Genomic DNA, 13,331 nt, shown 5'->3' on the forward strand with positions numbered 1-13,331 from the left:
ACTGGGGCCGCCGTCTTACAGGAGGTCGGCGATACCGTCCCACAGAAGCTTGACCGCGACGACCGCCACGGTCGCATAGGTGAAGGGATAGAACAGCTCCGGCCGCATCCGCCGCACCAGCCAGGCGCCGGCGATTGTCGACAGCGGCGCCAGCGGCATCAGCACCGCCGACGCGGTCAAATTGGTGGTGTCGAACTGGCCGAGCGCGAAATAGGGGATGAGCTTCAGCGCATTGGTGACGGCGAAGAAGATCGCCGCGGTGCCCGACAGCACCTTCGGATCGAGCCTGATCGGCAGCGCATAGACCTGAAAAGGCGGGCCGCCGACATGGGCGACGAAGCTGGTGAACCCGGCAACGGTACCCCAGAAGCCGGCGGCGACGCGGTTGGGCTCCGCTGCGTGGCCGGCACCGTGGCGGAGTTGCAAATAGAGCCAGCGCAGCACGAAGATCAAGGCAACCGCGCCGACGATCAGCCGCACCATCTCTTCGGTTACAAGTGCCGCCGTCAGCCAGCCGAGGGCGATGCCGATCACGGCGCCCGGCATCATGTCGGCCAGCATCTTGCGGTCGAAGATGCCCCACCATGTCCACACCGATACAATGTCCATCAGGCACAGAATTGGCAGAAGAATTGCGGCAGCCTGAACCGGCGGCATGGTCAGCGCCATCAACGGCACGCCGACAAAACCGACGGCGCCGCCGAAGCCACCTTTCGACAGTCCGACGAGGATGACGGCCGGAATGGCCGCGGCATAGAACCAGGGATCGACGAGCAGGCCTGACATGAGGGAAAGAAGGCTGGAGGGAAAGTGATCTCTGGAATAGACCAGAAATGATCGGACCGCGACCGCAAATATGTGGACCACGGCACCGAAACCCGTCACATGTTTGGCATGTCGAGCGGCGGCGGGCGTCTCCGGATCGGCTGCGCCTTGATGATGGCGGTGCTGGTTTCGGCCTTGTCGGCGATGCGGTCGAGAATCCCGTCGAGCTCGCCGATCGAGCGGACGAACAGCCGGGCAACGAAGCAGTCATCGCCCGTCACCTTGTCGCATTCGCCGAATTCCGGGATTTCCTCGATCAGCTTCTGGACGATGTGCAGCTTGCCCGGCAATGGCCGGATGCGAACGATCGCCTGCAAGGCGTAGCCGAGCGCCTGCGGATCGACGTCGATGGTGAACGCGCGGATAACGCCGCGATCCTCAAGCCGCCGAAGCCGCTCCGAAACGCTTGGCGACGACAACCCGACCTGCAGCGCCAGTTCCTTCAGCGAGGTCCGTGAATCCTTGACCAGGATATCGAGGAGCTTTCTGTCGAGATCGTCCAGCATTTTACAATTCCAGGAAAAACCCGACGTTTACCTAATTTAATGAGGTTTGCCCTGCATAACACCAGCTGCAAGTCATGGAAAGACCCGATCCGCCGTGGGATTATCAAATCGCAACGGGTTTCAGGAGCATCCAATGGACAACACGGTACGCGGCACGATCGAAATGACGGCGGCGATGGCGATCCTCGGCACGATCGGCTGGTTCGTCGTCCTTTCCGGCCAGCCCATCATGGACGTGGTGTTCTGGCGCTGTGCTTTCGGGGCGGTAACGCTGCTGATCATCTGCGCGGCGCTGGGACTGCTGCGCGGCAGGCTGTCGCTTCGCATTGTCGCGATCGCGGCTCTCGGCGGTGCTGCCATCGTTATCAACTGGCTGTTGCTGTTCAGCGCGTTTTCGCGTGCCTCGATCTCGATCGCCACGGCTGTCTACAACACGCAGCCCTTCATGCTGGTCGGTTTTGGCGCGCTCTTCTTCTCCGAACGGCTGACGGTGACCAAGCTGACCTGGCTCGGCATCGCCTTTGCCGGCATGCTGCTGATCGTGCAGGCCGCGCCCGATGCAGGCAATCATGGCACGGACTACTTTACCGGCATTGCGATGGCGCTGGCCGCGGCTTTCTTCTGGGCCGTTGCGGCCATCGTCACCAAGAAGCTCAAAGGCACGCCGCCGCACCTGATCGCCATGATCCAGGTCTGCGTCGGCGTTCTCATGCTGGCACCCTTCGCCGATCTCACCCACCTTCCCGCCGATGCGCGGAGTTGGGTCATGCTGGCGACACTCGGCATCGTCCATACCGGCCTGATGTACATCCTCATGTACGGCGCCATCCAGAAGCTGCCGACGCATCTGCAGGGATCGCTGTCCTTCATCTATCCCGTCGTCGCCATCCTCGTCGACGTGGTCGCTTTCGGCCATCGTCTGCAGCCGGCGCAGATCGTCGGCGCCGCCGCCATCCTGGTCGCCGCCGCCGGCATGAACCTCGGCTGGTCGCTGTGGAAATCGAAAGTGCCAGCCTAGAGCTCGCAAGCGACCCCCTGCCGCCTGTTCAACTCCCGCACTTTGCTCTATGCCGCAATGCAACCATCTTCGCCCGGCATAGGCGATAACCGGGACCGAACACCAATGAATGACGCAACGCCGCCCAACCGCTGCCGTATCGTGCTGATCGCGCCGCCGAACGTGCCCGCCGAGCGCATCGCCGCGGCCTTCGCCGGCGGTGACGTCGCCTCGCTTATCCTGCCGGAAAACGGTATGGACGAGGCCGCCTTCCAGGCCTTTGCCGAGCAGATCGTGCCGGTGGCGCAAGCGGCCGGCATTGCCGTCATCATTGCCGGCGACACCCGCATCGCCGGCCGCGTCCAGGCCGACGGCATTCATGTCGAGGTCGGCAAGGACGAGCTCGCCGAAACGATCGAACATTTCCAGGCCAGGATGATGGTCGGCACCGGCGGCGCCAAGACCCGCGACGATGCGCTGGAACTCGGCGAGGTCAGGCCTGATTACATCTTCTTCGGCCGCTTCGGTTACGACAACAAGCCGGAGCCGCACCCGCGCAACCTGTCGCTGGGGCAATGGTGGGCGGACGTGATCCAGATCCCTTGCATCGTCATGGCCGGATCCGATCTTGCCTCGGTGGAAGCGGTCGCCGCCACCGGCGCCGAATTCGTTGCGCTGTCCAGCGCCGTCTTCGCCGACGGCGTCGATCCGAAGACGGCGGTCGCCGCCGCCAACGCGCTGCTCGACAAAACCGCGCCGCGCTTCGAGGACTGACGTGCTCTCGCGGAAAATTCTTTTCAGCGCCTTTCTTGCAACGGCCGTGACGCAGGCGATAGCGGCGGAACCCGTTCCGCTACCGCAGCCCAGGCCGGATTCCAGCGAACCTGCCGATAAGCCGATCGCCGCACAATTGCCGCAGCCCGCCACCACCGCCCCGTTGCCGTCAGCCGATACCATCAACCCCGACCGCTTCGGCGCAAAGCCGTCCGACGCCGCCTACGGCGCCTTTCAGCGCGGGCTCTACAAGACGGCCTACAATCTTGCGCTTTCCCGTGCTCAAAACGGCGATCCGGCGGCACAGACGCTGGTGGCCGAGATACTGTCGCGCGGCCTCGGCGTGCCGGTCGACGCGGCTGGGGCTGCGAAGTGGTATGCGCTTGCCGCCGAGCAGGGCGTGCCGGAATCGCAATTCCAGTATGCGCTGATGCTGCTCGACGGCCGCTACGTCAAAAAGGACGAAAAGGAAGCCTATGCGCTGATGCAGGCCGCCGCCGAGGCCGGCAACCGCCTGGCGCAGTTCAATTTTGCGCAGTTGATGGTCGAGCAGGAGCCCGGCGATGCCGGTATTGCCAAAGCCGTATCCTATTACGAGCGCGCTGCCGCGACCGGGCTTGCCGACGCACAATATGCGATGGCGCAGGTCTACGCCAACGGCGCCGGCGGCAAGCCGCACGACGATGTCCGCGCCCGCGGCCTGCTGGCACAGGCCGCGCGGCAGAACTACGACACCGCACAGATCGATCTCGCCACCTGGATGATCGAGGGGCGCGGCGGCGCCCGCGACCTGAAATCCGGCTTCAACTGGATGAAGCAGGCCGCAGAAGGCGGCAATGTCGCCGCCCAGAACCGTCTCGCCAAGCTCTACATGAACGGCATCGGCACCGATCCGGATCTGATCCTAGCCGGCGCCTGGTATGTTGTCGCCCGCCGCGCCGGGCTCATCGACCAAGAGATGGACGATTTCCTGCAGGGCCTGACCGACGAGCAGACACAGCAGGCGCTGCAATGGGCCAACCGCCTGCCCTGATCGCGATCTCGCGACTTCATCGCACCCGGGCTCGTCAGGCGGGCTCACTGCGTATGATCAAGCACGACCTTGCCGAAGGGCGAGCCGTGTTCAAGGTACCGAAAGGCTTCGGCGGCTTCGCTCCACGGCACGACTCGGTCGATCACCGGTCTCAACCGGTTGACGACAATGGCGCGGTTCATCGCCTCGAAGGATTCGCGTGAGCCCACCGGTATGCCTCGCGCCGAGACCTGCCGGCGGAAGATGTCGAGCGGGTTGATGGCGCCGTCACTGCCGCCGAGATAGCCGATGACGTTGATCTGGGCGCCGCGCGCCGCTGCCCTCAGCGATTGTGCAAAACTCTGCGGTCCGCCAACCTCGATGATATGGTCGGCGCCGCGGCCATCCGTCAATCCCAGCACGGCCGATGCCCAGTCGGGGACGCTGCGATAGTTCACGCCATCCTGCGCGCCAAGTTGCTTTGCCCGCGCAAGCTTCTCGTCGCTGCTCGACGTCACGATGACGCGCGCCCCGGCAGCGGCTGCGAACTGCACCGCAAACAGCGAAACGCCGCCGGTGCCGAGGCAAAGCACGGTGTCGCCGGGTTTGACGCTGCCCTCCGTAAACAGCGCGTGCCATGCCGTCACGCCGGCGCATGGCAGCGTCGCTGCTTCGATGTCGCTCAGATTGGCCGGCGCCAGCACCGCCGCCTGTTCGTCGAGCCGGGCAAATTCGCTGAGCAGCCCGTCGATTGGGCCGCCGCGTTGATAGGAGGGCTCAGCCATCGCGAAACTGCCACCGACCCAGCGTTGCCAGAACGTGCCGCAGACCCGGTCGCCGATCTTGAACCGGCGGACCTCGGCGCCGATGGCAACGACTTCGCCGACGCCATCCGACAGCGGCACCAGCGGCAATGCAAACTTCGTGTGATAGCTGCCGCGGACGATCTCGGCATCGCGGTAGTTCAGCGCCGTGGCCTTGACCTTCACAATCATCTCCTGGCGCCCTGGTTCAGGCATCGGCCGCTCGACCATTTTGAGGTTCTCGAGGCCGCCCGGGCTCCGCAATTCGATCGCTTTCATCGTCGTTCCTTTCCAGTTGGGTCTTGCCGGAGGAAAATCGCTTGCCATCCATCCGATTTCAAATTCATAATGTTCAGAATAATTATGCTTCTATGACATGTTCGGGTGTATCGTGCTTGAAGAACTGAAAACACTGGCCCTCTTTGCCGAGGAGGGTTCGATTCAGAAGGTGGCTCGACGCCTGCCATTGACGCAGCCGGCCGTCACCCGCCAGATCCAGCGGCTGGAGGAAATGCTCGGCACGGAATTGCTCGACCGCCGGCTGAAACCGTCGCGACTGACCCCGGCCGGCGTAGAAGTGCTGACACGCGGCAAGGACATTCTCGCCGCGGTCGACGCGCTGAGATCATTCGCCAAGGGCGACGAGCCGGAGGGCCTGCTGCGGCTCGGCCTCGCGCATGGACTTTGCGACAAAGCTGTGGCCGCCGCTATTGCTGATGCCGTGGCGCGGTTTCCGAAGGTCTCGCTGCGTCTGAAGAGCGGCTGGAGTCTTGAGCTGGCCGACCAGCACAAGCGCGGACAGCTCGACCTCGCCTTCATCCTGGACGGCAGCAATTCCAAAGCCGGCGACGGTGTTGTCGGAACCGAGCCCCTCGGCATCATCGCTGCCGAAAACACCGGCCGGCAAGTTGACGTCAAGACCATGCCCTGGGTCCTCAGCCCTGAACCTTGCGACGCGCGCCGGCGGCTGGCGGCTGCCCTTGCCGAGGGCGGCCACAGGTTGATCGTCGGCGCCGAGATTCAGGACAGCGCGCTGCAGATCGACTGGGTTCGTCGAGGCCAGGGCCTTGGCCTGCTGCCCAGGCGGCTGCTGCGGGAAAAGCTGCCGCAGGGCATTGCCCTGGTCGACGCTCCCGGCCTCGAGCTGTCGCTGCGAATTGTCGTCCTGCGTTCGCCGCACCTGCATCTTTTGAGAGAGGTCGCCGACGCAATGACCGAGGCCGTCACCGCGGCTGTCAGGGCGGACTGAGGCCGCCGCGCCGCACTGCCGGGCCAGCTTCGTTCCCGCTTCACCTGAAAGGCGCTCCTTGCCTCTGCTGGCGATTTGTGGTCTTGGAGGCGCCAAATTGCCCTTTGCGGCGATCATCTCATTTCCGGATCACCTCACCATGGCCAAGATCAATGGCAACGAAATCCGTCCCGGCAACGTCATCGAGCATGATGGCGGCCTTTGGGTGGCGGTCAGGACCAACACCGTCAAGCCCGGCAAGGGCGGCGCCTACAACCAGGTCGAGCTCAAGAACCTGATCAACGGCACCAAGCTCAACGAGCGCTTCCGTTCGGCCGAAACGGTCGAGCAGATCCGGCTCGATCTGAAGGATTTTTCTTTCCTCTACGAGCAGGGCGACGCGCTGGTGTTCATGGACACCGAAAGCTATGAGCAGCTCGAACTGCAAAAGGAGTTCGTCGGCGATCGCGCCGCCTTCCTGCAGGACGGCATGATGGTGACGGTCCAGCTCTATGACGAAAGGCCGATCGGCATTTCGCTGCCCGACTATGTCACGTTGACCATCACCGAGGCCGACCCGGTGGTGAAGGGCCAGACGGCAGCCTCGTCCTACAAGCCGGCGATACTCGAAAACGGCATCCGCGTGCTGGTGCCGCCGTTCATCGGCTCGGGCGAGCGCATCATCGTCGATACCAACGAAATCACTTACGTGCGCCGCGCCGACTAAAGCGCGGGCAGCAGAAAGAAACACAATGGCGCGTTCCGCGATCCTCAATGTCATGGTCCAGGCCGCAATGAAGGCCGGCCGCTCCCTGTCGCGTGACTTCGGCGAAGTGCAGAACCTGCAGGTCTCGATGAAGGGGCCAGGCGACTATGTCAGCCAGGCCGACCGCAAGGCCGAAGACATCGTCTTTGCCGAACTGTCGAAGGCGCGGCCCGGCTACGCCTTCCTGATGGAGGAACGCGGCGTGATCGAGGGCGACGACGGCCAGCACCGCTGGATCGTCGACCCGCTCGACGGCACCACCAATTTCCTGCACGGCATTCCGCTCTTTGCCGTTTCGATCGCGCTGGAGCGCCAGGGCCAGATCGTCGCCGGGGTCGTCTACAATCCGGCGATGGATGAACTCTATACCGCCGAGCGCGGCGGCGGCGCTTTCATGAACGACCGCCGGCTGCGCGTCGCCGGCCGTACCAAGCTGGTTGATGCGGTGATCGGCTGCGGCATGCCGCATCTCGGGCGTGGCCAGCACGGCAATTTCCTCATCGAGCTGCGCAATGTCATGGCCGAGGTTTCTGGCGTCCGCCGTCTCGGCTCGGCCTCGCTCGATCTCGCCTACGTCGCCGCCGGCCGCATGGACGGGTTCTGGGAAACCGGCCTGTCGGCCTGGGATGTCGCCGCCGGCATCTTGCTGATCCGCGAGGCGGGCGGTTTCGTCTCCGATTTCGCCGGGGGGCAGGACGTGCTGAACGCCGGTTCGCTGGTTGCCGGCAACGAACTCATCCAGCGCGCGCTGTTGAAGACCATCAAAAGGCCACTCTCAGCCAGCTGATAGAGGCGCGCCGCGCTGAAGCGCCGCAGTCGCAAAACCGCAACCAAAGCTTGAAATACTGTCCCGCGGCCGCCCAGATAAGGTGGCGCAGGATCATCGATGACGAACAGCCGGCCCCAATCCCAGAGCGAGTTCTCCCAGCTCGACATTCCCTTTATGGGGCGCTGGCATTACTCGCGCGCCGAGATCATCGCCGACGGCATCGTCCACGCCGTGGGCATCGTGCTGGCGATCGCTGCCGGCTCGACGCTGCTGGCGCTGGCCGCCTATCGAACCGGCCCCGGCGAATATGTCGCCGCCGCCTTCTATGTGGTCTCCCTGCTCACCGTGCTGTCGGTTTCGCTGGCCTACAATGTCTGGCCGGTGTCGTCGCCGGCGAAATGGATATTGCGGCGCTTCGACCATGCCGCGATCTACCTGCTGATCGCTGCCACCTACACGCCTTTCCTGGCCCAGCTCGGCGGCTCGCCGCTGGCCGTTTCGATGATCATCCTGGTCTGGACCGCCGCGGCGGTCGGCATCGCCATCAAGGTCTTTCTTCCCGGCCGTTTCGACCGGCTGGCGATCGTCTTCTATCTAGCCATCGGCTGGAGCGGTCTCGTTCTGGTGGAGCCGCTCGTGCGGACGCTGCCGGCGACATCGATCGCGCTCATCGTTGCCGGCGGCATCGTCTACTCCTGCGGCGTGATCTTCTTCGCCTGGAGGGGCCTGCGCTTCCACAATGCGCTGTGGCATGGCTTTGTCGTCACCGGCGCCGGCCTGCATCTGGCCGCCATGGTCGACTGCCTGGTCATCAACCGGCTTTGACCTCCGGTCGCGGACAGTGGCAATATTGCCAAGCGCCATTCAATTTCGTCACAATTCCGTTTAGAGTCGCAAACACAAATTGATCGGCGGCGACGGCATCGGAAACGGGGCACGGATGACTCTTCTCAGATCCTTCGGCATGGGCAGGCGCTCCGACGTTCTGATCTACGATCCGCACAAATTGTCGAGCCCGCAGGTGTTTCTGCTGACCATGGTGATCTTTCTGTTCATCGTGGCCTTTATCGCCGCCATCCTGACGCGCCAGATCTCGACCGCCTTCGTCACCAATCCCGGCCTTAACGGCCTTATCATCGGCGTGCTGGCGGTCGGCATCTTGCTGGCCTTCGTCCAGGTCGGCCGGCTGTTCCGCGAGGTGCGCTGGGTCAACTCGTTCCGCGCCGGTTCCGAGACAACCGAACCGGTGCTGCTAGCGCCGATGAAGGCGATGATCGGCCGCTCCTCGACGATTGCCTTCTCGACCAGTTCGATGCGCACCATGCTGGATTCGATCGCCACCCGCCTCGACGAAAGCCGCGACACGTCGCGCTACCTTGTCGGACTGCTGGTGTTCCTCGGCCTGCTCGGCACCTTCTGGGGCCTGCTCAACACGATCGGCTCGATCCGCGAAACCATCGAGTCGCTCGATCCCGGCACCGGCGATGCCGCCGCCGTGCTCGAATCCCTGAAGCAGGGGCTTTCCGCGCCGTTGGCCGGCATGGGCACCGCCTTCTCGTCCTCGCTGTTTGGCCTCTCCGGCTCGCTGGTGCTCGGCTTCCTCGACCTGCAGGCCGGCCGCGCCCAGACGCGCTTCTATACCGAACTCGAAAACTGGCTGTCCTCGGTCACCGACCTGTCCTCCGACATCGTCGTTGCCGACGCGGCGAGGACCGAACCCTCCGAGGAAATCCGGCTGTTGTCGGAAAAACTGCGCACTCTGCAGGAAAATGGCGGCGGCTCCAATCCGCGCGTGGCCACTGCCATGGCCAATCTCGCCGACGGCATTTCCGGCCTGGTCAAGAACATGCGCTCGGAACAGCAGATCATGCGCGACTGGGTCGAGGCCCAGTCCGACGAGCAGAAGGCGATGCGCAACACCCTGGAGAAAATCGCCGACGCCTTGAAGAAGCCCGGAGTGCATTGACGTGGCGTTGGCGCGAGGCCGGCGCTCCGACCGCCGCATCGATTACTGGCCGGGCTTCGTCGATGCGCTGTCGACGCTGCTGTTGGCGATCATGTTCCTGCTCACGGTTTTCGTGCTGGCGCAGTTCCTGCTCGGCCGCGAGATCTCCGGCAAGGACACGGTGCTCAACCGCCTCAACTCGCAGATCAATGAGTTGACCCAGCTTCTGGCGCTGGAGCGCTCGACGACACAGGACAAGGAAGACACCCTTGCCAATTTGCAGGCATCGCTGTCCGCATCGGAGGCGGAAAAGAGCCGGCTCGAGCAATTGCTGGCGCAAGGCGCCGGTGCCGGCGATGCCGCCAACCAGCGCGCAACGGCCCTTTCCGGCGAGCTCGACAGCCAGCGCCAGATCAGCCAGCAGGCGCTGAGCCAGGTCGAGATCCTCAACCAGCAGATTTCGGCGCTGCGCAAGCAGATCGCAGCGCTCGAACAAGCGCTCGACGTGTCCGAAACGCGCGACCGCGAATCCAACACCAAGATCGCCGATCTCGGCCGCCGCCTCAACGTCGCACTGGCGCAACGCGTGCAGGAGCTGAACCGCTACCGGTCCGATTTCTTCGGCCGCTTGCGTGAAATTCTCGCCGACCGCGAGAACATCCGTATCGTCGGCGACCGCTTCGTCTTCCAGTCGGAAGTGCTTTTCCCGACCGGCTCCGAAGTGATCAACGACGCAGGCAAGGTCGAGATGAAGAAGCTTGCCGATGCCATCATCGAATTGCAAAAGGAAATCCCGCCGGAGATCAACTGGGTGCTGCGCGTCGATGGCCACACCGACAACAAGCCGCTCTCCGGCACCGGCCGCTACCGCGACAATTGGGAATTGTCGACGGCGCGCTCGACCTCGGTGGTCAAGTTCCTGATCGAGAACGGCGTGCCGGCCAACCGGCTGGTCGCGGCCGGCTTCGGCGAATTCCAGCCGCTCGACCCCGCTGATACCGAAGAGGCGCGCAACAAGAACCGCCGCATCGAGCTGAAGCTGACCGAGCGGTGATCTGCAAGCCTTTGGCTTGTATCATGCGCCAGGGCGAGCCGGCTCAAGTCGGCGGCATTTAGTGCACTGGTGCGGCAGCGGCAAGAGCTGAAAAAATTACCTTTTTTTAATTACATTTTGCCGCCATGGCCTTTAGCCTTGGTCATGGGCCGAGAACCGCCGGCGGTGGAACCGCTCATCGCGACGCGACGGAACCTGACGGCCCGCGGCCGGAAGGCAGGGCCCCTCCCAACCACCGCCTTCCCCAGTAAAGGAGACGCAACTATGCGCTTCTTCGCTCCCAGGAATTTTAGGACCGCTGCGCTCGCCACACTTCTCCTCGTTCCGTTTGCCGGCGCTTACGCCGGCCCACGCGAGACGGCCTTGATCAATCAGATCCAGAGCGTGGAGACAGGTATCCAGGGCGCCATCCAGTCGAACAAGCTCGAGCCGGGCGAGGCGCGTGACTTGCGCACGCAGCTCGCTCAACTCGACCGGGCCGCCGAGAGGGCCGCATGCGATGGAACGATGCCGAGCACGCAATATCAGCAGTTGCCGGCGCAGCTCGACGATGTCAGCCAAAAGCTGCGCGCTGATACCGGCAGTGCCTTCCTCATCGGCAACGGCGCCGATGGCGGATATTATCCGAACGACTATGGCCCAATCTATCCAGGCGGCTGAAATCGGCCGCAGTGCCCGGCGCTGTGGCAATTGATTTGCGCATGATCCTTTGCCAGCTTTCGGTTCAGGGATCATGGGCTAGCCCAACGCCTGCGCAATCAGCGCCAGCACTGCCGGCACTGTTCGGATGAACAGGATTTTACGGCCCGCCGTTGCCGCGCCGTAAAGGCCGGCGACGGCGACGCAGACCCGGACGAAGGCTTTGAACTGGAAACCGGCCGTTGCGGCCGGCATTCAATGCGTCGGTCGCGGGCGGCTTTCGGGGTTGCCAACAGTTTTGCATTAATATCTTTTCTCGCCGTCAAATCAGCGGAACCCACAATGTCCTTTCAAAAACTCGACGACCTCGGCCACAAGCTCGAAGCACTGGAACACGCCCTCGCCATCCTCGGCGCCGATGAAGCGACCCATATGGCGGTCGGCGGCGGCGAGAAGCGCGCGGAGGCAATGTCGGCGCTTGCCGGCATGCACCATGCCCGGGCGACTGCACCGGAGATTGCCGATTGGATCGCGGCGGCCGAGCAGGAAGCGCTGAACGAAGAGCAGCAAGCCGCGGTCAGGGAATTCCGCCGGCAATACACCAACCTGACCTGCCTGCCGGTCGAGTTCGTCGAGCGCCAGACGACCGCGCGCATGCGCTCCGAGCAGCTCTGGCGCGATCTGCGCGCCAAGAACGACTGGGCCGGCTTCCTGCCGGCGCTGGAAGGCGTCGTGGCGCTGGTCCGCGAGGAGGCGGCACTTCGCGCCGAGGTGCTCGGGCTCGAGCCTTACGACGCGCTGATGGAGCAATATGACCCGGGCAATCGCACCGCCGACATCACGCCTGTGTTTGCCGAGTTGCAGGCCTTCCTGAAAGGCTTCGTACCGGTGGCACTGGCCGTGCAGGAAGAGCGGCTGGCGAAACATCCGCTGAAGCCACTTTCCGGCAGCTACCCCTTGGACAAGCAGCGCGAGCTCGGCCTCGCCATGATGGCGGCAGTCGGCTTCGACCTCACCCACGGCTCGCTGTCGGTTTCGCACCATCCGTTCTGCGGCGGGGTGCCGAGCGACGTGCGCATCACCACGCGCTACAAGACCTCGGATTTCCTGTCGGCGCTGATGGGCGTGCTGCACGAGACCGGCCATGCGCTGTACGAGCAGAACCTGCCGAAGGCATGGGCGCACTGGCCGCTCGGCAAAGCGCGCGGCATGGCGGTGCATGAAAGCCAGAGCCTGTTCGTCGAAAAGCAGATCGGCCGCAATCCAGAATTCTGGCGCTGGGCGCTGCCGGTGGTCGAAAGACATCTTGGTGAGAGCTGGACGATCGATGACATCCTGCCGCAAGTGCACCGGGTCGAGCGCGGCCTGATCCGCGTCGATGCCGACGAGGTCACCTATCCGCTGCACGTCATCCTGCGCTACGAGCTGGAGCAGGAGCTTGTCTCGGGACGGCTGGAAGCAGCCGACCTGCCCGAGGCCTGGGATGCCAAAATGCGCGATTATCTCGGCCTGTCGACATCAGACAATCCGGCTGATGGTCCGATGCAGGACGTCCACTGGCCGGGTGCCGCCTTCGGCTATTTCCCCTCCTACACGCTCGGCGCCATGATGGCGGCGCAGCAATGGGCGGCGCTGACCAGAGATCATCCTTCAGCCGACGAAGACCTCGCCAAGGGCGATTTCGCCGCGATCAACGACTGGCGCCGCAAAAGGATCTGGTCGCAAGGCTCGCGCTGGTCGACGCCGGAACTGCTCGAACGCGCCACCGGCGAAAAGCTCAATGCCGCGCATTTCACCGATCACCTGAAGAAGCGGTACGGGAACTGAGCCGCTTCGTCTATTCCAGGTTCTTGCCGCGGTGACCGCAGAAATCCGCGAAACTGGCCTTTACTTTGGCGGGAAAGCCTCTGAAAAAGGAGTTCTTCCAAGTTGGGCGAGCGTAGATGTCTGCCTGTTACAGTTTTCATAGGGTGAAGTCTTTCTGGCCCCGCTTGGTATTTTTCATCTTATTGA

14 protein-coding genes and 1 pseudogene are annotated in these 13,331 nt (G+C 63.7%); 11 read left to right on the plus strand and 4 right to left on the minus strand.

Annotated elements, in window-relative coordinates:
- Nucleotides 1-15 precede the first annotated feature (15 nt).
- Entirely contained in the window at nucleotides 16-786 is a 771-nt protein-coding gene (locus tag NKH80_RS09615) for a sulfite exporter TauE/SafE family protein (RefSeq protein WP_352991241.1), read from the minus strand.
- A 95-nt stretch (nucleotides 787-881) separates the two neighbouring features.
- Nucleotides 882-1,331, minus strand: a complete 450-nt coding sequence (locus NKH80_RS09620) for an Lrp/AsnC family transcriptional regulator (protein ID WP_254816455.1) — start codon at nucleotides 1,329-1,331, stop codon at nucleotides 882-884.
- Between the two features lie 133 nt (nucleotides 1,332-1,464).
- On the opposite strand from NKH80_RS09620, the gene NKH80_RS09625 reads away from it, so the two are divergent.
- From NKH80_RS09625 to NKH80_RS09635, 3 genes are all read left to right on the plus strand, one after another.
- Entirely contained in the window at nucleotides 1,465-2,349 is an 885-nt protein-coding gene (locus tag NKH80_RS09625) for a DMT family transporter (RefSeq protein ID WP_352991244.1), read from the plus strand.
- 105 nt (nucleotides 2,350-2,454) lie between these two features.
- The gene (locus NKH80_RS09630; RefSeq protein ID WP_352991247.1) at nucleotides 2,455-3,102 is read left to right on the plus strand and encodes a thiamine phosphate synthase; all 648 of its coding nucleotides are present in this window, start codon (nucleotides 2,455-2,457) and stop codon (nucleotides 3,100-3,102) included.
- 1 nt (nucleotide 3,103) lies between these two features.
- Nucleotides 3,104-4,135, plus strand: a complete 1,032-nt coding sequence (locus NKH80_RS09635; RefSeq protein ID WP_352991250.1) for a tetratricopeptide repeat protein — start codon at nucleotides 3,104-3,106, stop codon at nucleotides 4,133-4,135.
- Between the two features lie 44 nt (nucleotides 4,136-4,179).
- On the opposite strand, the gene NKH80_RS09640 is transcribed toward NKH80_RS09635, so the two are convergent.
- Nucleotides 4,180-5,196 carry a zinc-dependent alcohol dehydrogenase family protein gene (locus NKH80_RS09640; protein WP_352991253.1) on the minus strand — a complete coding sequence of 339 codons (1,017 nt, stop codon included), beginning with the start codon at nucleotides 5,194-5,196 and terminating at the stop codon, nucleotides 4,180-4,182.
- Between the two features lie 112 nt (nucleotides 5,197-5,308).
- On the opposite strand from NKH80_RS09640, the gene NKH80_RS09645 reads away from it, so the two are divergent.
- From NKH80_RS09645 to NKH80_RS09675, 7 genes are all read left to right on the plus strand, one after another.
- On the plus strand, nucleotides 5,309-6,166 hold the full coding sequence (locus tag NKH80_RS09645) for a LysR family transcriptional regulator (protein WP_352991255.1): 858 nt from the start codon (nucleotides 5,309-5,311) through the stop codon (nucleotides 6,164-6,166).
- Between the two features lie 139 nt (nucleotides 6,167-6,305).
- Nucleotides 6,306-6,872: an elongation factor P gene (gene efp, locus NKH80_RS09650; protein WP_254816449.1), complete on the plus strand. Its 567-nt coding sequence runs from the start codon at nucleotides 6,306-6,308 to the stop codon at nucleotides 6,870-6,872.
- Nucleotides 6,873-6,897: 25 nt separating this feature from the next.
- Complete coding sequence (locus tag NKH80_RS09655) at nucleotides 6,898-7,698, plus strand: inositol monophosphatase family protein (protein WP_352504937.1); 801 nt, start codon at nucleotides 6,898-6,900, stop codon at nucleotides 7,696-7,698.
- A 99-nt stretch (nucleotides 7,699-7,797) separates the two neighbouring features.
- Complete coding sequence (gene trhA, locus NKH80_RS09660) at nucleotides 7,798-8,505, plus strand: PAQR family membrane homeostasis protein TrhA (protein ID WP_352991258.1); 708 nt, start codon at nucleotides 7,798-7,800, stop codon at nucleotides 8,503-8,505.
- A gap of 115 nt (nucleotides 8,506-8,620) precedes the next feature.
- Nucleotides 8,621-9,646, plus strand: coding sequence for a MotA/TolQ/ExbB proton channel family protein (locus tag NKH80_RS09665; protein ID WP_352476085.1), 1,026 nt, complete (start codon nucleotides 8,621-8,623; stop codon nucleotides 9,644-9,646).
- Between the two features lies 1 nt (nucleotide 9,647).
- Nucleotides 9,648-10,679: a peptidoglycan -binding protein gene (locus tag NKH80_RS09670; protein ID WP_352465687.1), complete on the plus strand. Its 1,032-nt coding sequence runs from the start codon at nucleotides 9,648-9,650 to the stop codon at nucleotides 10,677-10,679.
- 264 nt (nucleotides 10,680-10,943) lie between these two features.
- Nucleotides 10,944-11,339 carry a hypothetical protein gene (locus NKH80_RS09675; protein WP_352991261.1) on the plus strand — a complete coding sequence of 132 codons (396 nt, stop codon included), beginning with the start codon at nucleotides 10,944-10,946 and terminating at the stop codon, nucleotides 11,337-11,339.
- 78 nt (nucleotides 11,340-11,417) lie between these two features.
- Here the strand turns inward: NKH80_RS09675 and NKH80_RS09680 are convergent.
- Nucleotides 11,418-11,558 (minus strand): annotated as a pseudogene (locus tag NKH80_RS09680) (DUF1304 family protein); the annotation flags it as partial.
- Between the two features lie 102 nt (nucleotides 11,559-11,660).
- On the opposite strand from NKH80_RS09680, the gene NKH80_RS09685 reads away from it, so the two are divergent.
- Nucleotides 11,661-13,145, plus strand: coding sequence for a carboxypeptidase M32 (locus tag NKH80_RS09685; protein WP_352991264.1), 1,485 nt, complete (start codon nucleotides 11,661-11,663; stop codon nucleotides 13,143-13,145).
- Nucleotides 13,146-13,331 lie beyond the last annotated feature (186 nt).

The organism is Mesorhizobium sp. M0904, from assembly GCF_040319475.1.
Lineage (GTDB): Bacteria > Pseudomonadota > Alphaproteobacteria > Rhizobiales > Rhizobiaceae > Mesorhizobium.